This window comes from Pseudodonghicola xiamenensis DSM 18339, from assembly GCF_000429365.1.
GTDB lineage: Bacteria > Pseudomonadota > Alphaproteobacteria > Rhodobacterales > Rhodobacteraceae > Pseudodonghicola > Pseudodonghicola xiamenensis.
This window is the reverse complement of record NZ_AUBS01000001.1, coordinates 128,960-155,046: the sequence shown is the minus strand read 5'-3', so window position 1 is coordinate 155,046 and position 26,087 is coordinate 128,960. Positions and strand designations below refer to the sequence as shown.

Here is a 26,087-nt window from a genome sequence, read left to right as displayed (position 1 = left end):
GAGGTTACGCCTTGTCTTTGTCGGCTTCGGTCTCGGGCGTCACATCCTTGGCCGCCTCGGCCGCATCCTCTTCCAGTTCCTTGGTGCCGTCGGTCACACCCTTCTTGAAGGCGGTGATGCCCTTGCCCACTTCGCCCATCAGCGAACTGATCTTGCCGCGCCCGAACAGGACCAGCACCACGACGGCGATCAGCAGAAGGCCCGGAAGGCCGATATTGTTCAACATGTCTATCTCCTTTCAGTCAGATCGACGGCCCCGCCGCCACACTGTTTCCACTCCTTCATATCCGGCCCCACCCGGGGGCGGAAAGAACAGCCCGTGGCACCAGCCCCGCCATGGCGGTGAAAAATGCGCCCTCGTCGGGGGAGCGAAACACTCCTGACATTCTGATGTCAGTTTCATCTTGCCAAACGCCCCTCAGGCAAACTCAGAAAGACGGCCCGCATGCCCAGATCGCTGAACTCAAGGCCTTCCCCCTCGCCCCGGCGTCACCAGCGACACCATCAGGCGCCCCAGCCAGGCCGCTGAGACCGTCCTGCGCACCGCACCGGATTTCCACGCGTACCAGCTCGCTCAGCCATGGCGACCGCCCAGGCGCCAGCGCAGCAGTGCCCGCGGCCAGATTTCACCCCGGCGCCGATCGCCTCCTTCCCGCCCGGCAGCCAGGGCCCGCGTCCTGAACCGATGGAATGGGCCATGTCCGCTTGACGCCAGGGCCGCCATTGCGCCAAGGGTGATCCATGCGCCGTACCGACCGCCTGTTCGACATCATCCAGATCCTGCGCGACGGCAAGCTGCACCGCGCCCAGGACCTTGCTGACCGACTCGGGGTCTCGGTCCGCACCATCTATCGCGACATGGACACGCTGATCGCCTCCGGCGTGCCGGTGCAGGGTGAACGCGGCGCGGGCTATACGGCAGTGGAGGCAATCACCCTGCCGCCCCTGACCCTGACCCCGGCGGAACTCGAGGCGCTGAACCTCGGCATGGCGATCGTGGCCGAGGCCGCCGATCCGGACCTGAAAACCGCGGCGCTGTCACTGGCCGACAAGATCGACGCCGTTCTGCCGACCCAGACCCTGGCCGAGGCCGAGGCCTGGAAAGTCGCGGTCTCCCCCTTTGCCGATGCCGCACGCGGCTTTTCCCACATGCCGGCACTGCGCAACGCCATCAAGGGACGGCAAAAGCTGCGCCTGACCTATCGTCGTATCGACGGCACCCTGAGCGATCGCACCATCCGGCCGTTGCACATGGAATACTGGGGCCGGGTCTGGACGCTCACCGCCTGGTGCGAGCTGCGCGACGATTTCCGCATCTTCCGCGTCGACCTGATCGAAGAGGTCACGCCTCTGCCCGAACTCTTCGTCGACGAACCCGGCAAGACCTATGCCGACTACACCGCCCGGATACACTGAACCTGGCTCTTTTTCTGGCTTAAAATATCCCCGCCGGAGGCAAGCCGCGCCAGCGGCTTTTCATGACAGCGACGCGGGCCCAGACTTTTGTCGAGAAAGGACCGAGGGGGACCGGGGGAAAGGCCTGCCGTTGTTGGAGAGGCTCGCCCCCGGGGTCACGCCCGTTCGGCGCTGAGTGAGACGGATCAGGAAACTCTCCGAGGGAGAGTTTCCCCGCCAAACGGTCCATTGGACCGTTTTCCGGGCGCGCCACGCCCCGGGGCTACGCCCGTTCGGCGCTGAAAACGGTCCATTGGACCGTTTTCCGGGCGCGCCTCACCCCAACTCGAAGGTAGTGACGCCGTAAACCTGTGTCAGATCGACCTTGGGCGCCGGCCCGCGGTACATCCGTGCGGTTTCGAAAACCGGGCGCAGACCCAGTTGGCGGGCCATCAGCACCGCCTCGACATTGGGTTCAGGCACATCCAGGAACACCTCCTCCCCCTCAGGCAGCCCCGCGATCAGATCGCCCAGAACCGCCCGGGCCGCACGCAGGTCTCGCGCCACCAGGGGCCCGATCTTATACCCGTCGCGACAGGCCCGCACAGTGCCGAAGCCCACCAGCGTCTCGCCATCCCAGGCGGCGACAGAGCGATGCCCGGGCGCCGCCAACCAGCCTTCCCAGAAGCCGCTGCGCCGGGCCGGGAACACGCGTGCATCCATCCGTTCAAGCGCCTCGAACGGCGCGCTCACCGGGCGCAGTTTGACCCCCTCGGTGGGCGCCACCGTCCCGGCGCGGCCGCCAAAGCGGATATTGCGATAGGCCAGTTCGAACCCGGCACGCTGATAATTTCCCTGCTGCGCCACCACGCCATCAAGCCCGATGACCCGGTCACCCGCATGCTCCAGCGCCGCCTGCCAGAGCCTGAGCCCATGGCCCATACCGCGCCACTCCGGGTGCACCATATAGAACCCCAGAAAGGCGAAATCCGGATTATAGTTGACCACTGCGATCGAAGCGATCATCTCGCCCGCCCTTCGCCCGGCGATAAAGCCTTCGGGATCGACCAGCGAGAAACAGGCCATGTCGCTCCCCCCCGGGTTCCACCCCTCAGCCGCCGCCCAATCGGCGACACGCATGCGCTCCGTCTCGGTCATCGTGCCGATGTGATCCATGCCTCGCTCCTCCTGATCCACAGGTCATCTGACAACCAGAGTAGCGCCACGCAGAGAGAATCGTAGCAGAAAATTCGCCGCAGGTCGGATCGGGGGGCAGTTGGCAGGACGGTTCAGGCCGGGAAGACGAAACAGCGATCGCGCCGCACCGTCAGCCACATCGCCCGACCGGGCTGTGGCAGAAACACGTTCGGCACCGTGGCCTTGAGAATACCGCCGTCGTAATCCATGCGGAATTCGACCAGGCTTTCATGGCCCAGGAACCTTGCCCGTTCCACCACGGCGCGGGCGGCCACCCCTTCCGCCGGCGTCGGCAGCGGGCCATGGCCGTTGCGGTCGAAATCAATGCGGACATGTTGCGGCCGAAAGACGATATCCACATCGGTACCATCCGGAAAGCCAGGCGCCAGGAACTGACCGAAGGGAGTATCGGCAAGTGCCCCATTCACTTGTGCTTTCAAGACATTGATATCGCTGAAGAAGGCCACCGCCGCGCGATCAACGGGCCGGGTATAGACGTTATAGGGCGCGCCCTGCTGCACGATCCGCCCGGAGCGCATCAGCGCGATCTCGTCGGCCATGCGCATGGCCTCCTCGGGTTCATGCGTGACCAGCAGAACCGCGGTATCCTCTTCCTTCAACAGCGCCAGCGTCTCGTCGCGGATACCGTCGCGCAGCCGGTTATCGAGGCCGGAGAAGGGTTCATCCATCAGCATGATCTTGGGCCGCGGCGCCAAGGCGCGCGCCAGCGCCACCCGCTGCTGTTCACCGCCCGAAAGCTGGTGCGGATAATCGTCGATATGGTTGATCAGATGCACCCGGGTCAGTAATTCCTCGACCCGCGCGCGTTTCTCGGCCTTGCTGCCCCCGTGCAGGCCGAAAGCCACATTGTCGGCGACGCTCAGATGCGGGAACAGGGCGAAATCCTGGAACATCAGCCCGATTTCTCGCCGCTCCGGCGGCACCCGGAAGACGGTGTCGCAAACCAGCTTGCCATCGACCCAGATTTCACCGGTGTCCTGCATCTCCACCCCGGCGATCATCCTCAGCGTGGTGGACTTGCCACAACCCGAAGGGCCGAGCAGGCAGGTCACCTGCCCCGCGCGGATCTGCAAGGAAACGTCATCAACCACCCTGCGCCCGTCGAAATGACGCACCAGGTTCTTGATCTCAAGCCGTGGGGTGGTGGTCTCTGCGCTCACTCTCGGGCCTCGTTCCCAAACCCGAGGGAAACTGTCGGGTGGTCAGCAGATAGCAACCCTCGCCTTCGGGGACAAGCCGTCAGCAACAGGTGCCCCGCAAGGGAGCAGCGGCGCCCTCTCCCGCAGAGACATGGCGCTCGGGACCGCATCGTATTTCATCGTATTTCATCCTCCCCCCCGAGGCGAACGGGCCGGGGCTGGCGGGTAGCGCGCCCCGGCCCCGACATCACATGGTCAGATTGATCGCGCCACCGTCCAGCAGCACGTTCTGCCCGACGATGAAACCCGCATGCTGCGAGCAGAGGAAGGCGCAGGCGGCCCCGAATTCCTGCCGCGTGCCATAACGGCCCACCGGGATCGCCGAACACCGCTGCGCGCGGGCTTCCTCGATGGTGATCCCCTGCTGCTTGGCCGCGGCGGTATCGAGCGACTCCGCTCGGTCTGTGGCATGCAGCCCCGGCAGCAGGTTGTTGATCGTCACCCCCTTGGAAGCCACCTGACGCGAGGTGCCGGCGACATAGCCGGTCAACCCGGTGCGGGCCGCATTCGACAGCCCCAGCACAGGGATCGGCGCACGCACTGCCTGGCTGGTGATATTCACCACCCGGCCCCAGCCGCGCTCCATCATGCCCGGCACCAGCCCCTTGATGAAGGCGATCGGCGTCAGCATGTTGGAATCCAGCGCCTTGATGAAATCCTCTCGCTCCCAATCGGTCCACATGCCCGGGGGCGGGCCACCAGCGTTGTTGACCAGGATATCGGCCCCCTCGGCCGCTTTCAGCACCATCGCCTGGCCGTCCGGCGTGGTCACATCGCAGGCCACCGTCACCACTTTGACCCCATAGGCATCGCGGATCGCCTGGGCGCTGGCCTCAAGCGCCTCGGCGCCGCGGGCGTTCATCACCAGATCGACACCCTCGGCCGCCAGCGCCTCGGCACAGCCAAGGCCCAGCCCCTTGCTGCTGGCGCAGACCAATGCGCGTTTACCTGAAATTCCCAAGTCCATTTTCGTTCTCCCTTCCCGGCCGTCCGGCGGCCCCAATCGGAGCGGATACTAGCCCGCCCGCGCCTCGATGCCAGCCTTTCACCCGCGATTTGACCCGGATTAGCCACAATCTGATGCTACGGCTTGATTTCCACCCCCCGGCCACCTCTGTTCTGCCAGCCCTGAGAGAGTTTTCCGCCCGTGACCGCCATCGACAGCCCGACCCAAGCCATCGCCGTCTTTCCGGCCCAGACCTTCCGCGTCGTGCAGGGCGCCAATCTGGGCGATCCGCTGTCCGACATGGAAGAGATGATGCTTGATGATATCTATCAGCTCAGCCCCGGGGCCAGCCGCAAGCGGCTGGTGATCGCGCCGCGCGACGACGGCACATTCCGCATCGCCGAAGGCGCTGAAGCCGGCCAGCCCGGCGCAATGCTGCATCTAGACAGCGCGCTGCAGTTCATGACCCCTGACGGCCGGATGATCGAGGCCCTCGGCCTGGTGGAAACCGATGCAGAGGAAATGATCGCCGCCGTCTACCTGCTGCCGCTGGGGCCGATGACCGTCGAGATCGACTATACGCTGGTCGGCATGAACCGGGCCGCCGCCGCGGTAAAATTCGCCCAGGTCGCCAGCGTGTCCTTCACCCGCGGCACCCGGATCACCCTGGCCTCGGGCGCGCAGGTCAGAATCGAGGATCTGAAGGTCGGTGACCGGGTACTGACACGCGATCACGGCGGCCAGCAAGTTCGTTGGATCGGGCAAAGCACCCTGCGGGCCACCGGCTCCTTCGCCCCCATCGTCATCCGGGCCGGCACGCTCAACAACACCGGCGATCTGGTGGTCAGCCCCGACCACCGCCTGTTCGTCTATCAACGCAGCGATGCGCTTGGCACCGGCCGGCCGGATCTGCTGATCAAGGCTCGACATCTGGTGAACGGCACCACCATCTATGTCCAGGACGGCGGATTCGTCGATTATTTCCAGCTTCTCTTCGATCATCACGAGATCATCTATGCCGAGGGCATCGCCGCCGAAAGCCTGCTGGTCGATCCCCGCACCCGCGCCGCCCTGCCGCCCGACCTGCTGGCGCGCATCGACCCCCACCTTTCCGATCATGCCCGCAGCGAAGCACAGGGGCTCGACGTGCAGAAATCACTGCTCGACCGTCCCGATGTCATCGACCTGCTACGCCGCGCCTCGACACAATAGGCAACGCTGATTTTCTTGCCTCCACCCCGAAGCACGCCTATACGCGCGACCATGTTGGACACCGCCTCGAACCGCCCCGCCCTGCCGCCGGAAATCGCCCGGCGCCGCACCTTTGCGATCATCTCACACCCGGACGCGGGCAAGACCACGCTGACGGAGAAATTCCTCCTGTACGGGGGCGCCATCCAGATGGCCGGACAGGTGCGCGCCAAGGGCGAGGCGCGGCGCACCCGGTCGGACTTCATGCAGATGGAAAAGGATCGGGGCATCTCGGTCTCGGCCTCGGCGATGTCCTTCGACTATGGCAAGTTCCGGTTCAACCTGGTCGACACTCCCGGCCACTCGGATTTTTCCGAAGACACTTATCGCACGCTGACGGCGGTGGATGCGGCAGTGATGGTGATCGACGGCGCCAAGGGGGTGGAAAGCCAGACCCAAAAGCTGTTCGAGGTCTGCCGGTTGCGCGACCTGCCGATCCTGACCTTCTGCAACAAGATGGACCGTGAAAGCCGCGACACCTTCGAGATCATCGACGAGATTCAGGAGATGCTGGCGATCGACGTGACGCCTGCCTCCTGGCCGATCGGTCAGGGTCGCGATTTCGTCGGCTGCTATGACATCCTGCGCGACCGGCTCGAGCTGATGGACCGGGCCGACCGCAACAAGGTGGCGGAATCGATCAAGATCGAGGGGCTGGATGATCCGAAGCTGGCCGAACATGTGCCCGCCCATCTGCTCGACCAGTTGATGGAAGAGCTGGAGATGGCGCGCGAGCTGCTGCCCAAGCTCGACCCGCAGGCCGTGCTCGAAGGCCATATGACACCGATCTGGTTCGGCTCTGCCATCAACTCCTTCGGGGTGAAGGAACTGATGGAAGGCATCGGCGCCTATGGCCCCGAACCGCAGCCGCAAAGCGCTGAGCCGAGACAGATTTTCCCCGACGAAACAAAGGTTTCCGGCTTTGTCTTCAAGGTTCAGGCGAACATGGACCCGAAACACCGCGACCGGGTGGCCTTCGTGCGCTTGGCCTCGGGACACTTCAAGCGCGGCATGAAGCTGCTGCATGTGCGGTCGAAGAAACCGATGGCGGTGTCGAACCCGGTGCTGTTCCTCGCCTCTGACCGCGAGCTGGCGGAAGAGGCCTGGGCCGGCGATATCATCGGCATCCCGAACCATGGCCAGCTTCGTATCGGCGACACGCTGACCGAAGGCGAGGCGATCCGGGTCACCGGCATCCCCTCCTTCGCGCCGGAGCTGCTGCAAACGGTGCGCGCGGGCGACCCCATGAAGGCCAAGCACCTCGAAAAGGCGCTGATGCAATTCGCCGAGGAAGGCGCCGCCAAGGTGTTCAAACCCTCGATCGGCTCGGGCTTCATCGTCGGCGTCGTCGGCGCCCTGCAGTTCGAGGTGCTGGCAAGCCGGATCGAGATGGAATACGGCCTGCCGGTGCGGTTCGAACCCAGTCAGTTCACCTCGGCCCGCTGGGTCAGCGGCCCCAAGCTGGCGGTCGATAAATTCGTCAACGCCAACAAGCAGCATATCGCCCATGATCACGACGGCGATATCGTCTATCTGACCCGGTTGCAGTGGGATATCGACCGGATCGAGCGCGATTATCCCGATCTCACGCTCAGCGCGACCAAGGAAATGATGGTGTGATCGCTGAATGACGGAACCGGCGCCATCCAATATCCACCTGCCGGTTCCGCCCGATCTGGTCGAACGTGACCCCACCCGGCTGCGCTGGGGCACGGTATCGACCATCAAGGCGCCGCTTGGCGCCATTGCCCGCTTCGCGGCCTATCACCTCGATCTTGGGGCGTCGCTGATCGACATTTTCCTCGATCAGCCCGATCCCCAGGTGGCGGAATTCTTCGCCCCCTTTCCGATGGTGCGGATCACCCAATGTGATGCTGCCTATTGGCGTAAGAAGCCCGAACGCGCCCAGCGATCGCATCAGCTTCGTCAGGCGTTCAACGCTTCGCGCGCCTATCGCCGCAGTGAAATGCACTGGCTGGCTCATATCGACGTCGATGAATTCCTGCTGTCGCCCCGCCCGCTGGCGCAGCTTCTGGCCGAGGCGGACCCTGAGGCGGCCTATCTCCGCATCCGCCCGGCCGAGTTGCTGGCGCAAGACGATCCCTGGCGCGGTCCGTCGCACTTCAAGCTGACCCGCCGCGAACGCGGCCTGACCAAGCGCGAGCTGGCCGATATCTATCCCGACTTCGGCGCCTATGTACCCGAGGGATTCCTGGGCTATACCGGCGGTAAGAACATCGCCCGCACGGGGTTGCCGCAGATCCGGCTGGGCATCCATGGGGTGATCCACCAGGGCCTGCCGATTTCCAATTATTCCCGCCTGACCGATGTTCATGTGGGCCATGCCCATGCCCCCGACTGGGCCCATTTCGAACGCCATCTAAAGTTTCGGATGAGCAAGGGATCGTATCGCGAAAAGATAAAAGATCGCATGCGGTTACGCGACGTTCTCGACGTAATCATCGACGCCGAGGGGAACGCAGGCCTGCGCCGTTTCTACGATCAGATCAACCTTGCCACCCCGCGTCTGCTGGATCGCCTGACCGCCCATGACATGCTGCTGACAGCGCCGCTTGACCTTGATGACAAGGTCGCGCGATGGTTCGGCGATCTGCCGCGGGAGCATTCTGACAGATGACAAGCTGGGGCATCGTCTCGACCATCAAGGCACCAAGGGACGAGGTTCTGGCCTTTGCCGCCTATCATCTCGAGCTGGGCGCGCAGCGGCTCTACATCCATCTCGACGCGCCCGATCCGGATACCTTCGACACCCTGAAGGCCCATCCGAAAATCCGCGTCTTCTCCTGTGACGATGCCTATTGGCGCAGGCAGGGGGTCCGGCGTCCGGCCAAGCATCAGGCGCGCCAGACCTTCAACGCCACCCGCATCCACCGCCGCAAGGCCGAGGTCGACTGGCTGATCCATATGGATGTCGACGAATTCCTCTGGCCCGATCGCCCCGTCGATCAGCGGCTGGCACAGCTGCCGGCCACGACGCTCTGTGCCCGGGTGAGGCCCGTCGAAGTGCTGGCAGGCGGCGACGGCACCAGTTTCAAGGGCTTCATCCCCGCCGGCCCAGCCCGCGACGCGACGGTCGCCCGGCTGTATCCCCGGTTCGGCACCTTCGTGAAGGGCGGATTTCTCAGCCATCTGGCCGGCAAGCTCTTCGTGCGCACCGGGCTGTCCGATCTGACCGTGAAAATCCACAATGTCTTTCTCGGCGAGCAGATGAATCCAGCCGAGACAGAGCTGCAGGGGCTGCTGCTATGCCATTGCCACGCCAAGAGCTGGGAGGACTGGCTGGCAGCCTTTCACTACCGGCTGGAGCATGGCTCCTATCGGGCGGAACTGGCGCCGGCCCGCCCCCGCGACAAGGGCGGGCTGACCCTGCATGAGGTTCTGAGCACCATCCGCGACAACGAGGGCGACGCCGGCCTGCGCGCGTTCTATGACGAGCTTTGCGCCGACACCCCCCGCCTGCGCACCGCGCTGGAGGCCGAGGGGCTACTGCACCGCTGCGATCTCGGGCTGGCGGCAAAAGTGGAAAAACAGTTCTGACCTGCCCGTGGCGTCGTTCCCACCGTGACTATTTCGCGGCAGAAATTTCATATATTCGCAACTGTGTTTGACCCCGGCCCACGATTTTGCTATGCGGCGGCACGGGCCTTCTGCGCCAGACGCGCGAGCCATCCGGGCTCGGCCCCTGATCAGATGCGCGGGCCAAGTCGATGTCCGCGAAACGCGGTATCATATGACGAAATTCACAGACCTGAATCTAAACCCCAAAGTTCTCAAAGCCATCGAAGAGGCCGGGTATGAAAGCCCGACTCCGATCCAGGCGGGGGCGATCCCCCCGGCCCTGCAGGGACGTGACGTGCTGGGCATCGCCCAGACCGGCACCGGCAAGACGGCAAGCTTCACGCTGCCGATGATCACCCTGCTGGCCCGTGGCCGCGCCCGGGCGCGGATGCCGCGTTCCCTGGTGCTCTGCCCCACGCGCGAGCTGGCCGCCCAGGTGGCGGAAAACTTCGATATCTACACCAAGCACCTGAAGTTGACCAAAGCGCTGCTGATCGGCGGCGTCAGCTTCAAGGAGCAAGATGCGCTGATCGATAAGGGTGTCGACGTGCTGATCGCCACCCCGGGCCGGCTGCTGGACCATTTCGAACGCGGCAAGCTGTTGCTGACCGGCGTGCAGATCATGGTGGTGGACGAGGCCGACCGGATGCTCGACATGGGGTTCATCCCCGATATCGAACGCATCTTCTCGCTCACTCCCTTTACCCGGCAGACCCTGTTCTTCTCGGCCACCATGGCGCCCGAGATCGAACGGGTTACCAACACCTTCCTGTCGAACCCGGAGCGGATCGAGATCGCCCGTCAGGCGACCGCCTCGGAAACCATCGAACAGAGCGTGGTGACCTTCAAGGCCAGCCGCCGCGATCGCGAAGGCAGCGAAAAACGCCGGCTGCTGCGGGCGTTGATCGACGCCGAAGGCGACAAGCTGACCAATGCGATCGTCTTCTGCAACCGCAAGATGGACGTCGATGTCGTCGCCAAATCGCTGAAGAAATACGGCTATGACGCGGCCCCGATCCACGGCGATCTGGACCAGAGCCAGCGCACCAAGACCCTGGATGGCTTCCGCGAGGGGTCACTGCGGCTTCTGGTCGCCTCGGATGTGGCCGCGCGCGGGCTCGATGTGCCCAGCGTCAGCCATGTGTTCAACTTCGACGTGCCCAGCCATGCCGAAGATTACGTGCACCGGATCGGACGGACCGGACGCGCCGGGCGTGAGGGCAAGGCCATCACCCTGTGCTCGGCCCGCGATGACAAGCTGCTCGACGCGGTCGAACGGCTGCTGCAAAAGCCGATTCCGCGTCAGGAAAGCCCGCTGAGCTTCAAGAGCGCCGAAGTGAGCGAAGAGCCCGAGAAGAAGAGCGAGGAGCGCAGTAGCGCTTCTAAATCCAGCTCTTCCCGATCGAGTTCCTCGTCGCGGTCTTCGTCGTCCAAGGCCGCCGCGCCCAAGGCCGCCTCTGCCGCGTCGTCTTCGTCCCCCTCTTCTTCCTCGAAATCCTCGCCATCGCGGTCCTCTTCGTCGAAGTCCGGATCGTCGCGCAGCGGCAGCAGCCGCGACAGCAAGGTTGTCGGGATGGGCGATCACATGCCCAGCTTCATCGCGCTGAGCTTCGAGGAACGCCGCACCGCCTGAGCCTGGCGACATCTCCAAACAAGAACGCCCCGGACGTCTGTCCGGGGCGTTCTTGTTTCCAGTCTCGGCGGTACCGGTGTCAGCCCAGCCGGCTGATCACCACCGTGACCTCGGGCTTCTTGCCGATCTCGTTCTGCGCGCTTTGCCGCGCGACCCGGCGCAGGCCTTCTTCCAGCTTGTCGTCATCGGTCAGCGTGGCACGTTTGGCCCGGCCCAGGAACTGGCCCAGGTCCTCCTCGAGGATATCGCACAGCGCCGCATTGCTGCTGCCCAGCTCTGCCAGCCCCTTCATGTCGACCCAGGCGCCGTCGATCGGATCATCGTCTTCATCCAGGATCACCGACACCACCAGATGGCCGTTCAGAGCCATGCGGACCCGGTCGCGCACCACCCCGTCGAGCGCGCCGATCTTCACGCTGCCATCCAGATAGGTCCGCCCGGTATCAACATGTCCCGCCACCTCGGGTCGGTCGCCCGACAGATCCAGCATCATGCCGTTCACCGCGATCACCGAAGCGATGCCGCGGGCCTCGGCCAGCCGCGCATGTTCGCGCAGATGCCGGTGTTCGCCGTGCATCGGGATCAGCATCTTTGGCTTCATGATCTCATGCATCCGCTGCAGATCGGGCCGGTTGGCATGACCGGACACGTGATAGAGCCCGCCACGATCGTCGACCACATCCACGCCCTTTTCGCTGAGCTGGTTCATGATCCGGATCACGCCGCGCTCGTTGCCCGGGATGGTCTTGGAGGAAAACAGGAAGGTATCGCCTTCCTTCAGCTCCAGTCCGCGATATTTGCCTCGCGCAAGCTGGGCGCTGGCGGCGCGGCGCTCACCCTGGCTGCCGGTCACCAGCAGCATCAGATTTTCACGCGGAATATCCTGCGCCTCTTCCGGGCTGACGACGGTGGGAAAGCTTCTCAGTACCCCGGTCTCGATCGCCGCCTCGACCATGCGACGCATCGCCCGGCCCAGCAACACGATGGAGCGCCCGGCGCGATGGGCCGCTTCGGCCAATGTCTTCAGCCGAGCCACGTTCGACGCGAAGGTCGTAGCGACCACCATGCCGCGCGCTTCGAGCACCAGCTCTTCCAGCGGGGTGCCAAGATCGGATTCCGACCGCCCCGGATTGGGAGAGAACACGTTGGTGGAATCGCAGACCAGCGCCTGAAGACCCGGCTTGGCCACTTCGGCCCAGAGGTCGGGATCGAAGGCCTCCCCCACCACTGGGGCGGGGTCGAGCTTGAAGTCGCCGGTATGGACGACACGTCCTGCCGGGCTGTCAATCACCAGACCGGCGCTTTCCGGGATCGAATGCGAAATCGGCAGGAAGCCCACGGTAAAGGGCCCCGCCTTGATCACCTCGGGCCAGGCCGATGCGGTGGTGATGGCGTCTTCGGGCAAGCCGTATTCATCCATCTTGCCCCGCGCCAGATTGGCGGTGAAGGCGCGCGCATAGACAGGCGCCCCAAGATCGCGCCACAGATGGGCGATGGCACCGATGTGATCCTCATGGGCGTGGGTGATGAAGATCGCGTCGAGCCTGTCCGTCCGCTCCTTCAGCCAGGCGATATCGGGCATGATCAGATCGACACCCGGGGTGCCGTCCATATCCGGAAAGGCGACGCCCAGGTCGACAAGGATCAGTCGTTCTTTCCCGGGCTCGCCATATCCGTAGACATAGGCGTTCATGCCGATTTCGCCTGCGCCGCCCAGCGGCAAATAGATCAGTCTCTTGCTGCTCATAACACTCCGTTTTCTTTGTTGTAGCGATGAATCACGGTCAGCCCGTGCATCGTGAGATCGTCCTCGAACCGATCGAACAAATCCTCGCCCTGCTGAAACAGGGGGGCCAGTCCACCGGTGGAAATTACTTTCATCGGGCGCCCGTATTCGGCCTTGATCCGCTGGATGATCCCGGTGATCAGGCCGATATAACCCCAGAAGACGCCGGATTGAATACATTCAACCGTATTTGTTCCGATCACCTTGTCGGGTTGGCTGATATCCACATGCGGCAGTGCCGCCGCGCCCGAATGCAGCGCCTCGAGGCTGAGGTTCACGCCCGGCGCGATCACCCCCCCGACATAGGCCCCGTCCGAGGCGACTACGTCGAAATTTGTGGCGGTGCCGAAATCCACCACCACCACATCGCCGCCATGGCGGTCAAAGGCCCCCACGGCATTGGCCAGACGGTCAGGCCCAGGCCTGGTACCCTGATCGACGCGCGGCTCCTGCGGCAGCAGGCACTCCGGCTTGCCCACCACCAGCGGCCGGCACCCGAAGAAGCGTTCGGAAAAGATACGCAGATTGAACACTACCCGCGGCACCGTCGAGGCGATCACCACATCGGTAACGTCCGGATCGACCCCATAGTGGGTGAGCAGCGTCGAAAACCAGGTGAAATAGGCATCCGCCGTGCGCGCATGATGCGTCGAGGTGCGGAAGGTACAAAGAAATTTCTCACCGTCCCAGACCGAAAAGACGGTGTTGGTATTGCCACAGTCGATGGCCAGAAGCATGGGCCATTCCCCTCCCCCAGGTGTCAGAAATAGACATCCGCCGCCGGGATGCGCACACGGCCCCCGTCGGTGGACAGAACCAGTTGCCCGTCGGCATCAACGGTCTCGAAGATTCCGGCGGTCTCGGATGTATTGGTGCGCGCGATCACCGGCTCTCCCAGCCGGGCAGCACGGGCCAGCCAGGCCTCGCGGATCGGCGCGAAACCGAAGTTCATGAATTGCCGCTCATAGCGGTCATAGGCCACTGCGAGTTCAGTGAGAAACTCCTCAGGCGTGACCAAGACCCCCAGCTCCGACGCCAGAGAGACCGGCCGCACCGCCCCGGGTTCGACAGCATCTGCCCCCGGCGCATCGGCAAGGTTGACGCCGATACCGACGGCCAGATGCATGGTGCCCGCCCCCTGGCTGAGGCTTTCCAACAGGATACCCGCCAGCTTGCCACCGTTCAGCAGCACGTCATTGGGCCATTTCAGCGCGAAACATTCGGCCCGTCCGGTCACCGCGACACAGGCGTCGAACAGGGCCAGGGCCGCGACGAAGCTGCGCAGGGCGATCTGCGGCACCGCGCCTTCAGGGCGATAGATCAACGTGGAATAGAGATTGCCCATCGGGCTGGTCCAGGCCCGGCCACGGCGGCCGCGAGCGGATGTCTGGACCCGGGCCATGAGCCAGACCGGACCGGTCAGCGTGGGCGCGATACGCGCCGCCTCGCTCAGGGTGCTGTCGACCTCCTCCAGGATGCGGCGTTCATAGGCTTCGGGCCAAACTGCCATGCGCGCGTCCTCCGGACCAGATGTCAGCAGGACCGGCAAGGACAAAAGCTCCCGCCGGTCCGGAACCTTACTGTTGCAGCAGCGTCTGGGCCGCGGCAGCCGCCGCGCCCTCGACCCCGAACATGTTGATGATGCCCACCACCATGATCGCCGCCGAGGCGGTCAGCGCCAGCCACAGCATCGGCGAGGAATGGGCGTCCATCTCTTCGCCGTCCTTGCCGAAGTACATGAAGTACACGATGCGCAGATAGTAGAAGGCCGCGATCACCGAGGCGATCACACCGGCGATTGCCAGCCAGACCAGCCCGCCCTCATAAGCGGCGCGCAGAACGTAGAACTTCCCGAAGAAGCCCAGCATCGGCGGCACACCGGCCATCGAGAACATCAGCACCAGCATCGCCAGCGCCTTGCCCGGCTCGCGCTTGGCATACATGTTCAGCGCCGAGATATCGGTCACCGGCTTGCCGTCCTTCTCCATCATCAGGATGAAGGCGAAGGTGCCGATGTTCATGGTGACGTAGATCGCCATGTAGATCAGCATCGACTGCACACCGAAAACCGTGCCCGAGGCCAGACCCATCAGCGCAAAACCCATGTGAGTGATCGACGAATAGGCCATCAGGCGTTTGATATCGCTCTGACCGATCGCGGCGACAGAACCCAGGAACATCGACAGCAGCGACAGCAGCGCGATCACCTGGCTCCAGTCCGAAATCGCCTGACCGAAGGCTTCGAACAACAGGCGGGTCATCATCGCCATGGCGGCCATCTTCGGCGCGGTGGCGAAGAAGGCGGTCACCGGGGTCGGCGAACCTTCATAGACGTCGGGCGTCCACATGTGGAACGGCACTGCCGAGACCTTGAAGGCCAGACCGGCGATCAGGAACACTAGGCCAAAGAGCAGACCCAGCGCCATATTGCCATGCTGAACCGCCTGAACGATACCGCTGAACTCGGTGGTGCCGGTGAAGCCATAGACCAGCGAGGCACCATAGAGCAGCAGCCCCGAGCTGAGCGCGCCGAGAACGAAGTACTTCAGGCCGGCCTCGGTCGACTTGACGCTGTCACGCCGCATGGCGGCAACAACGTAGAGCGACAGAGACATCAGTTCGAGCCCCATATAGAGCGCCATCAGATCGCCGGCGGAGACCATGACCAGCATGCCCACCACGGCCAGCGACACCAGCACCGGGAATTCGAACTTCAGAAACCCGCGACGCGACATGTAGTCCTGGCTCATCACCAGCACGCCGGCGGCGGAGAACAGGATCACCACCTTGGCGAAGCGGGAGAAGCCGTCGTCGATGAACATGCCACCGAAGGCGGTGGTACCGCCACCCGGCGCCGTCGCGATCCAAATCCCCAGAAGTACCATCAGAACCCCGGTGGTCCACACCAGCGTCGGGCCGAGGCGGTCCTTGCCGGTGTAGACTGCGGCGACAAGCGCCAGCAGGGCGTAAGCGGCCAGAATGATTTCCGGCAGGATTACGGTTAGATCGGCCTGAATCATCTGTCCGGTTCCTTAGTTCGAAGCGGTCTGTGTCGCGGCCTCGGCCGCGGCCACCGCCGTGTCAAAATGTTGGACCAGCGCGGTGGTCGAGGGGCTGATGATGTCGGTGACAACCGACGGGTAGAAGCCCAGCAGAAGGGTCATCGCCACCAGCGGGGCAAAGATCCACTTTTCGCGCGCGTCCATGTCCTTGATGGTCTTCAGGCTTTCCTTGATCAGATCGCCGAAGACGACCCGACGGTACAACCACAGCCCGTAGGCAGCCGACCAGATCACGCCGGTCGCGGCCACGGCCGTCACCCAGGTGTTGACCTGGAAAGTCCCGATCAGGGTCAGGAATTCGCCGATGAACCCCGAGGTGCCCGGCAGACCGATGTTACCCATGGTGAAGAACATGAAGACCAGGGCGTAGGCCGGCATCCGGTTCACCAGACCGCCATAGGCGGCGATGTCACGGGTGTGCATCCGGTCGTAGATCACGCCAACGCAGAGGAACAGCGCCGCGGAGATGAAGCCGTGGCTGAGCATCTGGAAGATGGCCCCGTCGACACCCTGCTGGTTGGCTGCGAACAGCCCCATGGTGACAAAGCCCATATGCGCGACCGACGAATAGGCGATCAGCTTCTTCATGTCTTCCTGCACCAGCGCCACGAAGGAGGTGTAGACGATCGCGATCGCCGACATCCACATCACGAAGGTCGCCATCACTTCCGATCCCACAGGGAACATCGGCAGCGAGAAACGCAGGAAACCGTAGCCGCCCATCTTCAGCATGATCGCCGCCAGCAGCACCGAGGCCGCGGTGGGCGCCTGCACGTGAGCGTCGGGCAGCCAGGTGTGCACCGGCCACATCGGCATCTTCACCGCGAAGGAGGCGAAGAAGGCGAGGAACAGGATGGTCTGCATCCCGCCCATGACATGCATCCCCAGCAGCGTGAAGCCTGTCGAGGAGAATTCATGCGTCAACAGAACCTCGATGTCGGTGGTGCCGGCATCTGCATACATCGCCACCATCGCCACCAGCATCAGCACCGAGCCGAGGAAGGTGTAGAGGAAGAACTTGAACGACGCATAGATGCGGTTGGGTCCACCCCAGATGCCGATGATCAGGAACATCGGGATCAGGCCGCCTTCGAAGAAGAGATAGAAGAGCACCAGATCGAGCGCCATGAACACGCCCAGCATCAGCGTCTCCAGCAGCAGGAAGGCGATCATGTATTCCTTCACCCGGTCGGTCACGTTCCAACTCGCCAGAATGGTGAGCGGCATGATGAAGGTGGTCAGCAGCACGAACAGGATACTGATCCCGTCCACGCCCATCTTGTACTTCATACCCATCAGCCACTTGCCCTCTTCCACGAACTGGAAGCCGGTGTTTGAGGGATCGAATTCGGTATAAAGCGCGATGGAGATCAGGAAAGTGACCGTGGTGGCGAAAAGCGCCACCCATTTGGCGTTGCGCTGCGCCGCGGCATCGTCACCGCGCAGGAACACCGCCAGGATCAGCGCCGCCAGAGCCGGCACGAAGGTGATAATGGAAAGGAGGTTGTCCATTAGTGTGCTCCTCCGCCGATCGTCATCCAGGTGACCAGGGCAGCCATGCCAAGCACCATCCAGAAGACATAGGTGAAGATGTAGCCCGACTGCGCCCGGCCCGCGAGCCGCGTGAAGAACGGAATGATGCCCAGGGCAACCCCGTTCAGGAAGCCGTCGATGATGTTGCCATCACCGCGCTTCCACAGCAGCCGACCCAGAGCCAACGCGGGCTTCACCAATACGGCGTCATAGATTTCGTCGAAGTACCATTTGTTCAGCAAGAACAGGTAGAGCGGGCGCTGGCTTTCAGCCAGCTTCTTGGGCAGCGACGGGCTGACCAGATAGAACCAGATCGCAACCAGCAGACCCGAGAGCATCGCGATGAACGGCGATACTTTGACCCAGGCCGGTGCGGTATGGGCGATATCCAGCACGTGGTTGTCCGGGCTGATGTACAGCGCGCCCTGCCCCGGTTCACCGGCGAAGGTGACATGATGGGTCCCCGCCTCGGCGGCAGGCGCCTCGGTCGTGGTCTCACCATGCGTAGCAGTGGCGGTTTCACCGTGCGCGGCAGCAGCCGTTTCCTCATGGGCGCCGGCGGTCTCGCCATGGGCCGAAGCCTCGGCCACCGGAATGCCGTAGAACTTGCCTACCTCATCGGCGTGGCCGAAGAAGTTGCCGTACCACAGCATCCCCGCGAAGATCGCGCCCAGGCTGAGTACACCCAGCGGCACCAGCATGACCGTCGGGCTCTCATGCGCATGATCATGCGCATGTTTGTCGCCGCGCGGCGCGCCGAAGAAGGTCAGGAAGATCAGACGCCAGGAATAGAAGGCGGTGAAGGCTGCCGCGATGACCAGCATCCAGAAGCCGAAGCTCGATCCACCGGCCCAGGCGCTTTCGATGATCGCATCCTTCGACAGGAAGCCGGCAAAGCCGATTTCCGTCATCGGAATACCCACCCCGGTAATCGCCAGGGTCCCCAGGATCATGGTCCAGAAGGTGAAGGGGATCTTCTTACGCAGACCGCCATAGTTCCGCATGTCCTGTTCGTGATGCATCGCGTGGATGACCGAACCGGCGCAGAGGAACAGCAGCGCCTTGAAGAAGGCGTGGGTCAGCAGGTGGAACATCGCCGCCGAATAGACGCCGACACCGGCCGCCACGAACATATAGCCAAGCTGGGACATCGTCGAATAGGCGATGACGCGTTTGATATCGGTCTGAACCAGCCCGATGGTCGCCGCGACGAAGGCGGTCAGCGCCCCCAGGACGGTGATGAAGGCCGTCGCATGCGGAGCGAATTCCATCACCGGCGACATCCGGCAGACCAGGAAGACCCCCGCGGTCACCATGGTCGCAGCGTGGATCAGCGCCGACACCGGGGTCGGGCCTTCCATCGCGTCCGGCAGCCAGGTGTGCAGGAAAAGCTGTGCCGATTTCCCCATCGCGCCGATGAACAGCAGGATGGCGATCACCTCGGTGGCGGTCCATTCACCCCACAGGAAATTCAGCTTGGTTTGCGCCAGTTCCGGCGTCGCGACGAAGACGTCGCCAAAGGCGATGCTGTCGGTCAGGAAGAACAGCGCGAACATTGCCAGCGAGAAGCCGAAGTCGCCAACCCGGTTGACCACGAAGGCCTTCATCGCGGCAGCGCCGGCCGAAGGCTTGCGGTAGTAGAAGCCGATCAGCAGGTAAGATGCCAGACCAACGCCTTCCCAGCCGAAGAACATCTGCACCAGGTTGTCCGAGGTCACCAGCATCAGCATGGCGAAGGTAAACAGCGACAGATAGGCGAAGAAACGCGGTTTATAGCTTTCGCCATCCTTGAACGCCGGATCATGCGCCATGTAGCCGAAGCTGTAGAGGTGCACGAAAGCCGACACGCTGGTCACCACGATCAGCATGATCGCGGTCAGACGGTCCAGCCGGATCGACCAGGAGGTCGAAAGCGAACCGCTTTCGATATAGCGGAAGATTTCGACGGTATGGGTAACGCCATCGAAATTGATAAAGACGATCCAGCTGAGGATGCAGGAGAGAAACAGCAGGCCGGTGGTCAACCACTGGGCCGCCGTCTCGCCGATGATCTTCCAGCCAAAACCGGCCAGGATCGCCCCGACCAGCGGGGCGAAGAGGATGATGGTTTCCATTGGTCTCTTACCCCTTCATCACGTTGACGTCTTCGACCGCGATGGAGCCGCGCAGACGGAAGAAACAGACAAGGATCGCAAGCCCGATGGCCGCCTCGGCCGCGGCAACCGTCAGGACGAACAGGGTGAAGACCTGCCCGACCATGTCGCCGAGGAAAGAGGAGAAGGCCACGAAGTTGATGTTCACCGAAAGCAGGATCAATTCGATGCTCATCAGCAGGATGATCACGTTCTTACGGTTCAGAAACAGCCCGAAGATCCCGATGACGAACAGCGTGGCTGCCACGGTTAGGTAATGCTCAAGTCCGATCATATCGTCCCTCTGGGCCTGGCCCATTCGTTCTTTGTCGCGTTGTCCCGGTCTCCCGGAACTGCCGGGCAAACTGCCCGGCGATAAGTTTTGTCAGCGCAGCGCGGCGCGTCTCAATCTCCACCAGCGGACGAGCATCCAGCTCACCGCGGCTTTCACCCCCCAGAGCAGAGCGACCCCGAAAATCCCGATCTTGCTAACCAGAAGATGGGCGAGGCCGATCCAGTCCATGTGTCAGAGCCCCTGCCCCGGTTTGACATCCCGCAGCTCCATCGCCTTGGCCGGATCGCGGTAGATCTGAGCCAGCACATTCTGCCGCTTGATGTCCTTGCGGTGCCGGATCGTCAGCACGATCGCCCCGATCATCGCCACCAGCAGGATCAGGCCGGCCAGTTGGAACAGGAGGAAATATTTGTCGTAGAGCAGTTCCGAGATCGCCACGGTGTTATGCACATTCTCGGGCATCGGAGCCGCCAGCAATTCACGGGACACATCGTTGGCCTGCCAGGCCCCGAAGGCCAGGAAGAACTGCATCAGGATGATCACCCCGATCAGCAACGCCAGCGGCATGTATTTCGCCATCTCGGCCTTCAGCGCGGCGAAATCGACGTCCAGCATCATCACCACGAAGAGGAACAGAACCGCCACCGCCCCGACATAGACGATCACCAGAAGCATGGCGACGAATTCAGCGCCGAGCAGAATGAACAGCCCCGCCGAGGAGAGGAAGGCCAAGATCAGCCACAGCACCGAGTGGACCGGCTGACGGCTGATCACCGTGAACAGCCCGCCCGCCAAGGCGCAGATCGCAAACAGGTAAAAGGCAAACACGCTCATGCTTCGTCATCCTCGTTGTCTCCGCCCATCGCCTCGCGCGCCAGATCAAGCGCCCGGGTCATGGCGGGAATGCCGGCGAAGACCGACATATGGCCGATCGTTTCCACGATCTCCTGTTTCTTCGCGCCCGCCTCGACGGCGTGGCGCACGGTCTGGCGCACGGCGGTATCGGCCTGCGCCCCTTGCATCGTCAGCCCGGCCAGCGTCAAAAGCAGCCGGGTTTTAGCGTCGAGACCGCCCTTGTTGACCGCATTGCCGAACATGAATTCCATCACATCCTTGGGCATGGTCGGCCACAGAGCCTCGAACCCCTTCGGGTTGAAGCTTTCAAGCGCCGGATTGAATGCCTGCGCCATCTCCTGCGCCTGCTTCATCATGACCTCGAATGGATTCTTCGGCGTCTCGGTCATCGGTAGGGCGCGTCCAGTTCCAGGTTATGGGCGATCTCGGCTTCCCAACGGGCACCGTTATCGAGCAGTTTCTGCTTGTCGTAGAACAGCTCTTCCCGGGTCTCGGTTGCGAATTCGAAATTCGGCCCTTCGACGATCGCATCCACCGGGCAGGCTTCCTGACAGAAGCCGCAATAGATGCATTTCGTCATGTCGATATCGTAACGCGTGGTGCGGCGGCTGCCATCCTCGCGCGGTTCCGCGTCGATGGTGATCGCCTGCGCCGGGCAGATCGCCTCGCACAGTTTGCAGGCGATGCAGCGCTCTTCCCCGTTGGGATAGCGGCGCAGCGCGTGCTCACCACGGAACCGGGGGCTGAGCGGCCCCTTCTCATGCGGATAGTTCACCGTCGCCTTGGGGGCGAAGAAATACTTAAGGCCCAGCTTCATGCCGGTGAAGAAATCGGCGAGCAGGAAGTATTTCGCGGCGCGGGTATAGTCGATCTGCGTCATTTTGCTGGGCACTCCACTTGTGCGGGGCTTGTCTTTTGAAGGAGGGCTGCGGTCATTCTCAGCTCCCCCAGCGCGCGAAGGCGCCCCAGAACCACTCGAAGCGTGCGGCGAAGGCGACGAAAACCACCCAGACCAGCGACATCGGCAGGAAGATCTTCCAGCCCAGGCGCATCAGTTGGTCATAGCGATAGCGCGGTGTGATCGCCTTCACCATCGCGAAGAGGAAGAAGACGAACAGCATCTTGCCGACCATCCACAGGACGCCGTCGGGCAGGCCCGGGATCGGCGACAGCCAGCCGCCGAAGAACAGCAGCGAGGTCAGCGCGCACATCAGAACCACCGCCGTCAGTTCCCCGATCATGAAGAGCAGGAAGGGCGTGGAGCTGTATTCAACCTGATAGCCCGCCACCAGTTCCGATTCCGCCTCAGGCAGGTCGAACGGCGGACGGTTGGTTTCGGCCAGAGCCGAGATGAAGAACAGGAAGACCATCGGGAATTGCGGCAGCCAGTACCAGCTGAACAACCCATAGTCGCCATCCTGCGCCCGGACGATATCCGTCAGGTTCATCGACCCGGTCGAAATGATCACCCCGATGATGATGAGCCCGATCGACACTTCGTAAGAGATCATCTGCGCGGCAGAGCGGAGCGAGCCCAGGAAGGGATATTTCGAGTTCGACGCCCAACCGCCCATGATCACGCCGTAAACCTCGAGCGAGGAGACCGCGAGAACATAGAGAATGGCGACATTGATGTTCGACACCACCCAGCCATCGTTAAACGGAACCACCGCCCAAGCGATCAGCGACATCACCAGGGTGATCATCGGTGCCAGGAGGAAGACCGCCCGATCGGCCCCGGCCGGGAAGATCACTTCCTTGACCATATATTTCAGGAAGTCGGCAAAACTCTGGAGCAGCCCAAAGACGCCCACGACGTTCGGCCCCCGGCGCATCTGCACCGCAGCCCAGACCTTGCGGTCGGCATACATCAGGAAGGCAAGCGCCACCAGCAGCGGCACCACCAGAAGCAGCACCTTCCCGATCAAGAACAGGGCAATGCCCAGATAGGTGTTGGAAAAGAAGTCAGCCATAGGTCCTCACACCGTCGGTATTCCGTTCTCCGCGCAATGCGCAACTACGACCTCGGCGTCTAGCTTGCGCAGCCCACGGGGCAGCGATGGCGAAATGGTGTAAACAGCATCTGCACGCCACACGCCACCCTCTTCATAAACATTTGTGCGCAGATGCCGCGCAAAGCCGTATCCGCGGATCAACGCATATTGCGCCGCCGCACATTCGACATAGGCATCCACATCGGCCTGATTACGCGCGCCGGTCATCGACACGTCGAATTGCACCAGATCCCCATCCAGCAGGCTGGTCTCCACACCCCGGTAGTCGGGGGCGAAGGACATCGCCTGATCGCCAGAGACCTGCGCACCGCAGGCCGCCAGCAACAGGGGGGATATGAGTGCCGCGCGCGCCATCATTCCGCCGCCATTTTCCCCGCTTTGCGCGCCGCCGCATTGGCGCTGAGCTCGGCCATCAGGGTCGAGGCACGGGCGATCGGGTTGGTCAGGTAGAAATCCTTGACCGCCGGGAAGAACTTGCCAGGCTTGAGTTCCTTGGTCTCAAGCGGCTGCCACTCATTCACGGGAACCTCGTTGATCCGGGCCAGGAGCGGCACCTCGGCAACCATCGCCTGACGCAGCTGCGCCAGCGAATCGTAATGCAGCGGCGTTCCCATCTCACCCGACAGGGCACGCAGGATGGCCCAGTTCTCTTTCGCCTCACCCGGGGCAAACCCGGCGCGCAGCGCCAGCTGCGGGCGGCCCTCGGTATTGACGAACAGCCCGGCTTCCTCGGTATAGGCGGCGCCCGGCAAGATGACGTCGGCGCGATGCGCCCCGCGATCGCCGTGGCTGCCTTGATAGATCACGAAGGGACCGGCCGCGATTTCGACCTCATCGGCACCGAGGTTATAGACGACATCGGCCCCCTCGAGCGCCTTGGTCATCCCGCCTTCGGTCACCGCGCCCAGATCCAGCGCCGCAACCCGCGACGCGGCGGTGTGCAGAACCAGCATCTTGCCGCCCAGCTTTTCGGTCAGCGCCATCGCCTGCCCCAGAACCGCAATGCCGTCGCCTTCGGTCAGGGCGCCCTGCCCCACGATGACCAGCGCGCCTTCCGTCGGCTGCGCTTCGGCGACCAACTTGTTCAGCGGCCCGCGCCCCGGCCCGACCCATTCGTAGTCATAGGTCAGATCCATGTCCTTGGGCCCGATCACATGGACAGTCGTGCCCTTGGTCCAGACCTTGCGGATCCGCGCGTTCAGCACCGGAGACTCATCACGCGGATTGGAGCCGATCAGGTAGATGTCCTTGGCAGTCTCGATATCCTCAATCGAGGCGGTGCCGACATAGGCCGACCGGTTGCCCGCCGGCAGCACGGCGCCATCGGTACGGGATTCGACCTTGCCGCCCAGACCGGACACAAGCTGTTTCAGGGCAAAGATCGCCTCGGCCGGGGCCAGATCGCCGACCAGAGCGGCGACCTTGCCCCCCTTCATCGCCGCTGCGGCCTTGCCAAGCGCCTCGCCCCAGGTGGCCGGACGCAGCTTGCCGTTCTCACGGATATAGGGCTTGTCCAGACGTTGCCGACGCAGGCCGTCCCAGACAAAGCGGGTCTTGTCGGAAATCCATTCCTCGTTCACGCCGTCATGGTTGCGCGGCATGATCCGCATCACTTCGCGGCCCTTGGTATCAACCCGGATGTTCGATCCAAGCGCGTCCATCACGTCGATGGTCTCGGTCTTGGTCAGCTCCCAGGGACGGGCGGTGAAGGCATAGGGTTTCGAGGTCAGCGCACCGACCGGGCACAGGTCGATGATATTGCCCTGCAGGTTCGAATCCAGCGTATGACCGAGGTACGAGGTGATCTCGGCGTCCTCACCGCGACCGGTTTGGCCCATCTGGGTGATCCCGGCCACCTCGGAGGTGAAGCGCACGCAGCGGGTGCACGAGATGCAGCGGGTCATATGGGTGTCGACCAGCGGCCCGAGATCAAGATCGTCATTGGCGCGCTTGGCTTCGCGATAGCGCGAGAAATCGACGCCATAGGCCATTGCCTGATCCTGCAGGTCGCATTCGCCACCCTGGTCGCAGATCGGGCAATCCAGCGGGTGGTTGATCAGGAGGAACTCCATCACCCCCTCGCGGGCCTTCTTCACCATCGGCGAATTGGTCTTGACCACCGGCGGTTGGCCTTCCGGCCCCGGGCGCAGGTCGCGGACCTGCATCGCGCAAGAGGCCGCCGGCTTCGGCGGGCCACCCACGACTTCGACCAGGCACATGCGGCAGTTGCCGGCGATCGACAAACGCTCATGATAGCAGAAACGCGGAATTTCGATGCCGGCGACCTCGCAGGCCTGGATCAGGGTCATCGCCCCATCCACTTCGATCTCGTTTCCGTCGATAATGACTTTGCGGAGGTCAGACATGGTCTATTTCGCCCTCAGTAGCGCGCCGATTGCGCTGTTGTTCTTGATTTCCAACCGGCCCAGCCGGCAAAGATCGCCCGGTTTGTCATAGTCCAGCCCGAAGCCAGCCATATACGTGCGGCCCCGCGCGATCATCCGGGCCTTTTCTTCGCGGGAATCGAGCAACGCCCGGATCTCCGCATCGGAGTACCCAAGCTTGTTGGCCCGCGCGCGGAGACGACTGATTTCGCTGATCCCGCGCAACAGCCGCCCCTGGATATCGTCACACTTGCGACGGATTTCATTGGCGACCACCACGGTGAAGATGCCATCCGAAATCTCGGGAACATCGCGCAATGGCGTCTTGGCCGCAGCCGGCACACCGACGACGCTCACCGCCAGAGCCAGACACGACAACAGCCTGGGCAAAATGCCCCGCTGGCCGCGCACGCCTGACAGGCCGTGATATGCCGATAGCGCCATCATGGTTTTTGACACACTCCATTCAGGATCAGAGTGTCGCGATCGAACACCAGTTTGGCCGCCTCGGCCTTGGGCCCGTTGCTCCAGACGATCTGCGACGAGCCATAGTTCTCGATGCAATAGCGGGTGCCGGCATAGGCCCCGGCCTGCCGCGCCGCGTCAAGCGAGCGTTGGGCGTCCTTCACCTCGACACGGAAATCCGCCACCGTCACCCGGCGGTCGACCGCCTTGGCCTTGGTGCGGAAATAAATCCCGTCGAAGGCAACGCGCTTTTCCTTCGCGGTGCAGGCGGACACCGCCAACACGCCGAGAAGGCCCAGCAGGACAAGCCCCGGATATGAGGTAAGCCGCCGCATCCCG

At 63.1% G+C, this 26,087-nt stretch carries 26 protein-coding genes; 6 read left to right on the top strand and 20 right to left on the bottom strand.

All coding sequences use genetic code 11. The features are described 5' to 3' along the window. Positions 1–4 precede the first annotated feature (4 nt). Positions 5–226 (bottom strand): twin-arginine translocase TatA/TatE family subunit, encoded by a 222-nt coding sequence (locus G455_RS0100730; RefSeq protein ID WP_028091922.1) that lies wholly within the window; start codon positions 224–226, stop codon positions 5–7. Between the two features lie 515 nt (positions 227–741). Here G455_RS0100730 and G455_RS0100725 point away from each other — a divergent pair. Continuing rightward, entirely contained in the window at positions 742–1,416 is a 675-nt protein-coding gene (locus tag G455_RS0100725; RefSeq protein WP_028091921.1) for a helix-turn-helix transcriptional regulator, read from the top strand. Between the two features lie 315 nt (positions 1,417–1,731). Here the strand turns inward: G455_RS0100725 and G455_RS0100720 are convergent, their stop codons facing one another. The 3 genes from G455_RS0100720 to G455_RS0100710 all read right to left on the bottom strand — a co-directional run bounded on the left by G455_RS0100720 (position 1,732) and on the right by G455_RS0100710 (position 4,779). Then, positions 1,732–2,571: a GNAT family N-acetyltransferase gene (locus G455_RS0100720; RefSeq protein ID WP_051312075.1), complete on the bottom strand. Its 840-nt coding sequence runs from the start codon at positions 2,569–2,571 to the stop codon at positions 1,732–1,734. 113 nt (positions 2,572–2,684) lie between these two features. Continuing rightward, entirely contained in the window at positions 2,685–3,773 is a 1,089-nt protein-coding gene (locus G455_RS0100715) for an ABC transporter ATP-binding protein (RefSeq protein WP_028091919.1), read from the bottom strand. 226 nt (positions 3,774–3,999) lie between these two features. After that, positions 4,000–4,779, bottom strand: a complete 780-nt coding sequence (locus tag G455_RS0100710; protein WP_028091918.1) for an SDR family oxidoreductase — start codon at positions 4,777–4,779, stop codon at positions 4,000–4,002. Positions 4,780–4,959: 180 nt separating this feature from the next. On the opposite strand from G455_RS0100710, the gene G455_RS0100705 reads away from it, so the two are divergent. The 5 genes from G455_RS0100705 (at position 4,960) to G455_RS0100685 (ending at position 11,221) form a co-directional block, all read left to right on the top strand. Further along, complete coding sequence (locus G455_RS0100705; RefSeq protein WP_028091917.1) at positions 4,960–5,970, top strand: Hint domain-containing protein; 1,011 nt, start codon at positions 4,960–4,962, stop codon at positions 5,968–5,970. A 51-nt stretch (positions 5,971–6,021) separates the two neighbouring features. After that, the gene (locus G455_RS0100700) at positions 6,022–7,629 is read left to right on the top strand and encodes a peptide chain release factor 3 (RefSeq protein WP_028091916.1); all 1,608 of its coding nucleotides are present in this window, start codon (positions 6,022–6,024) and stop codon (positions 7,627–7,629) included. A gap of 7 nt (positions 7,630–7,636) precedes the next feature. Beyond that, positions 7,637–8,647, top strand: a complete 1,011-nt coding sequence (locus G455_RS22975; protein WP_051312074.1) for a glycosyltransferase family 2 protein — start codon at positions 7,637–7,639, stop codon at positions 8,645–8,647. Further along, complete coding sequence (locus tag G455_RS0100690; RefSeq protein WP_028091915.1) at positions 8,644–9,567, top strand: glycosyltransferase family 2 protein; 924 nt, start codon at positions 8,644–8,646, stop codon at positions 9,565–9,567. The genes G455_RS22975 and G455_RS0100690 overlap by 4 nt, the downstream gene beginning before the upstream one ends. 193 nt (positions 9,568–9,760) lie before the next feature. After that, positions 9,761–11,221, top strand: a complete 1,461-nt coding sequence (locus G455_RS0100685; protein ID WP_028091914.1) for a DEAD/DEAH box helicase — start codon at positions 9,761–9,763, stop codon at positions 11,219–11,221. A 79-nt stretch (positions 11,222–11,300) separates the two neighbouring features. Here G455_RS0100685 and G455_RS0100680 read toward each other — a convergent pair whose 3' ends face one another. The 16 genes from G455_RS0100680 to G455_RS0100605 all read right to left on the bottom strand — a co-directional run bounded on the left by G455_RS0100680 (position 11,301) and on the right by G455_RS0100605 (position 26,083). Then, on the bottom strand, positions 11,301–12,968 hold the full coding sequence (locus G455_RS0100680) for a ribonuclease J (protein WP_028091913.1): 1,668 nt from the start codon (positions 12,966–12,968) through the stop codon (positions 11,301–11,303). Then, positions 12,965–13,744, bottom strand: a complete 780-nt coding sequence (locus G455_RS0100675; protein ID WP_028091912.1) for a type III pantothenate kinase — start codon at positions 13,742–13,744, stop codon at positions 12,965–12,967. The genes G455_RS0100680 and G455_RS0100675 overlap by 4 nt, the downstream gene beginning before the upstream one ends. Positions 13,745–13,767: 23 nt before the next feature. After that, the gene (locus tag G455_RS0100670; RefSeq protein WP_028091911.1) at positions 13,768–14,517 is read right to left on the bottom strand and encodes a biotin--[acetyl-CoA-carboxylase] ligase; all 750 of its coding nucleotides are present in this window, start codon (positions 14,515–14,517) and stop codon (positions 13,768–13,770) included. A 67-nt stretch (positions 14,518–14,584) separates the two neighbouring features. Continuing rightward, a complete protein-coding gene (gene nuoN / locus G455_RS0100665) occupies positions 14,585–16,027 on the bottom strand; it encodes an NADH-quinone oxidoreductase subunit NuoN (protein WP_028091910.1) in 1,443 nt (480 codons plus the stop codon). A gap of 12 nt (positions 16,028–16,039) precedes the next feature. Further along, a complete protein-coding gene (locus G455_RS0100660) occupies positions 16,040–17,581 on the bottom strand; it encodes an NADH-quinone oxidoreductase subunit M (protein WP_028091909.1) in 1,542 nt (513 codons plus the stop codon). After that, positions 17,581–19,716, bottom strand: coding sequence for an NADH-quinone oxidoreductase subunit L (gene nuoL / locus G455_RS0100655; protein ID WP_028091908.1), 2,136 nt, complete (start codon positions 19,714–19,716; stop codon positions 17,581–17,583). Before nuoL ends, G455_RS0100660 begins: the two co-directional genes overlap by 1 nt. Positions 19,717–19,723: 7 nt before the next feature. Further along, positions 19,724–20,029 (bottom strand): NADH-quinone oxidoreductase subunit NuoK, encoded by a 306-nt coding sequence (gene nuoK / locus G455_RS0100650; RefSeq protein WP_028091907.1) that lies wholly within the window; start codon positions 20,027–20,029, stop codon positions 19,724–19,726. A 90-nt stretch (positions 20,030–20,119) separates the two neighbouring features. After that, positions 20,120–20,257, bottom strand: coding sequence for a hypothetical protein (locus tag G455_RS26300; protein ID WP_154664307.1), 138 nt, complete (start codon positions 20,255–20,257; stop codon positions 20,120–20,122). Positions 20,258–20,260: 3 nt separating this feature from the next. Beyond that, positions 20,261–20,863, bottom strand: a complete 603-nt coding sequence (locus tag G455_RS0100640; RefSeq protein ID WP_028091906.1) for an NADH-quinone oxidoreductase subunit J — start codon at positions 20,861–20,863, stop codon at positions 20,261–20,263. Beyond that, on the bottom strand, positions 20,860–21,273 hold the full coding sequence (locus tag G455_RS0100635; RefSeq protein WP_028091905.1) for a carboxymuconolactone decarboxylase family protein: 414 nt from the start codon (positions 21,271–21,273) through the stop codon (positions 20,860–20,862). Before G455_RS0100635 ends, G455_RS0100640 begins: the two co-directional genes overlap by 4 nt. Beyond that, entirely contained in the window at positions 21,270–21,764 is a 495-nt protein-coding gene (gene nuoI, locus G455_RS0100630) for an NADH-quinone oxidoreductase subunit NuoI (protein WP_028091904.1), read from the bottom strand. Before nuoI ends, G455_RS0100635 begins: the two co-directional genes overlap by 4 nt. A gap of 58 nt (positions 21,765–21,822) precedes the next feature. Next, positions 21,823–22,857: an NADH-quinone oxidoreductase subunit NuoH gene (nuoH, locus tag G455_RS0100625; protein ID WP_028091903.1), complete on the bottom strand. Its 1,035-nt coding sequence runs from the start codon at positions 22,855–22,857 to the stop codon at positions 21,823–21,825. Positions 22,858–22,863: 6 nt separating this feature from the next. Beyond that, entirely contained in the window at positions 22,864–23,253 is a 390-nt protein-coding gene (locus G455_RS0100620; protein WP_028091902.1) for a hypothetical protein, read from the bottom strand. After that, positions 23,253–25,265, bottom strand: a complete 2,013-nt coding sequence (nuoG, locus tag G455_RS0100615) for an NADH-quinone oxidoreductase subunit NuoG (protein ID WP_028091901.1) — start codon at positions 25,263–25,265, stop codon at positions 23,253–23,255. Before nuoG ends, G455_RS0100620 begins: the two co-directional genes overlap by 1 nt. A gap of 3 nt (positions 25,266–25,268) precedes the next feature. After that, positions 25,269–25,727, bottom strand: coding sequence for a DUF5333 domain-containing protein (locus G455_RS0100610; RefSeq protein WP_161629379.1), 459 nt, complete (start codon positions 25,725–25,727; stop codon positions 25,269–25,271). After that, positions 25,727–26,083, bottom strand: a complete 357-nt coding sequence (locus G455_RS0100605; RefSeq protein WP_028091899.1) for a hypothetical protein — start codon at positions 26,081–26,083, stop codon at positions 25,727–25,729. The genes G455_RS0100610 and G455_RS0100605 overlap by 1 nt, the downstream gene beginning before the upstream one ends. Positions 26,084–26,087 lie beyond the last annotated feature (4 nt).

Coding starts and splice junctions, on each gene's coding strand:
- G455_RS0100700 (WP_028091916.1), top strand. CDS start 6,022: ATGTTGGACACCGCCTCGAACCGCCCCGCCCTGCCGCCGGAAATCGCC.
- G455_RS0100725 (WP_028091921.1), top strand. CDS start 742: ATGCGCCGTACCGACCGCCTGTTCGACATCATCCAGATCCTGCGCGAC.
- G455_RS0100640 (WP_028091906.1), bottom strand. CDS start 20,863: ATGAGCGTGTTTGCCTTTTACCTGTTTGCGATCTGCGCCTTGGCGGGC.
- G455_RS0100690 (WP_028091915.1), top strand. CDS start 8,644: ATGACAAGCTGGGGCATCGTCTCGACCATCAAGGCACCAAGGGACGAG.
- G455_RS0100605 (WP_028091899.1), bottom strand. CDS start 26,083: ATGCGGCGGCTTACCTCATATCCGGGGCTTGTCCTGCTGGGCCTTCTC.
- G455_RS0100635 (WP_028091905.1), bottom strand. CDS start 21,273: ATGACCGAGACGCCGAAGAATCCATTCGAGGTCATGATGAAGCAGGCG.
- G455_RS0100610 (WP_161629379.1), bottom strand. CDS start 25,727: ATGGCGCTATCGGCATATCACGGCCTGTCAGGCGTGCGCGGCCAGCGG.
- G455_RS0100670 (WP_028091911.1), bottom strand. CDS start 14,517: ATGGCAGTTTGGCCCGAAGCCTATGAACGCCGCATCCTGGAGGAGGTC.
- nuoI (WP_028091904.1), bottom strand. CDS start 21,764: ATGACGCAGATCGACTATACCCGCGCCGCGAAATACTTCCTGCTCGCC.
- G455_RS26300 (WP_154664307.1), bottom strand. CDS start 20,257: ATGGACTGGATCGGCCTCGCCCATCTTCTGGTTAGCAAGATCGGGATT.
- G455_RS0100660 (WP_028091909.1), bottom strand. CDS start 17,581: ATGGACAACCTCCTTTCCATTATCACCTTCGTGCCGGCTCTGGCGGCG.
- G455_RS0100620 (WP_028091902.1), bottom strand. CDS start 23,253: ATGGCGCGCGCGGCACTCATATCCCCCCTGTTGCTGGCGGCCTGCGGT.
- nuoN (WP_028091910.1), bottom strand. CDS start 16,027: ATGATTCAGGCCGATCTAACCGTAATCCTGCCGGAAATCATTCTGGCC.
- nuoK (WP_028091907.1), bottom strand. CDS start 20,029: ATGATCGGACTTGAGCATTACCTAACCGTGGCAGCCACGCTGTTCGTC.
- G455_RS0100680 (WP_028091913.1), bottom strand. CDS start 12,968: ATGAGCAGCAAGAGACTGATCTATTTGCCGCTGGGCGGCGCAGGCGAA.
- G455_RS0100675 (WP_028091912.1), bottom strand. CDS start 13,744: ATGCTTCTGGCCATCGACTGTGGCAATACCAACACCGTCTTTTCGGTC.
- G455_RS0100730 (WP_028091922.1), bottom strand. CDS start 226: ATGTTGAACAATATCGGCCTTCCGGGCCTTCTGCTGATCGCCGTCGTG.
- G455_RS0100685 (WP_028091914.1), top strand. CDS start 9,761: ATGACGAAATTCACAGACCTGAATCTAAACCCCAAAGTTCTCAAAGCC.
- nuoG (WP_028091901.1), bottom strand. CDS start 25,265: ATGTCTGACCTCCGCAAAGTCATTATCGACGGAAACGAGATCGAAGTG.
- nuoH (WP_028091903.1), bottom strand. CDS start 22,857: ATGGCTGACTTCTTTTCCAACACCTATCTGGGCATTGCCCTGTTCTTG.
- nuoL (WP_028091908.1), bottom strand. CDS start 19,716: ATGGAAACCATCATCCTCTTCGCCCCGCTGGTCGGGGCGATCCTGGCC.
- G455_RS22975 (WP_051312074.1), top strand. CDS start 7,637: ATGACGGAACCGGCGCCATCCAATATCCACCTGCCGGTTCCGCCCGAT.
- G455_RS0100710 (WP_028091918.1), bottom strand. CDS start 4,779: ATGGACTTGGGAATTTCAGGTAAACGCGCATTGGTCTGCGCCAGCAGC.
- G455_RS0100720 (WP_051312075.1), bottom strand. CDS start 2,571: ATGGATCACATCGGCACGATGACCGAGACGGAGCGCATGCGTGTCGCC.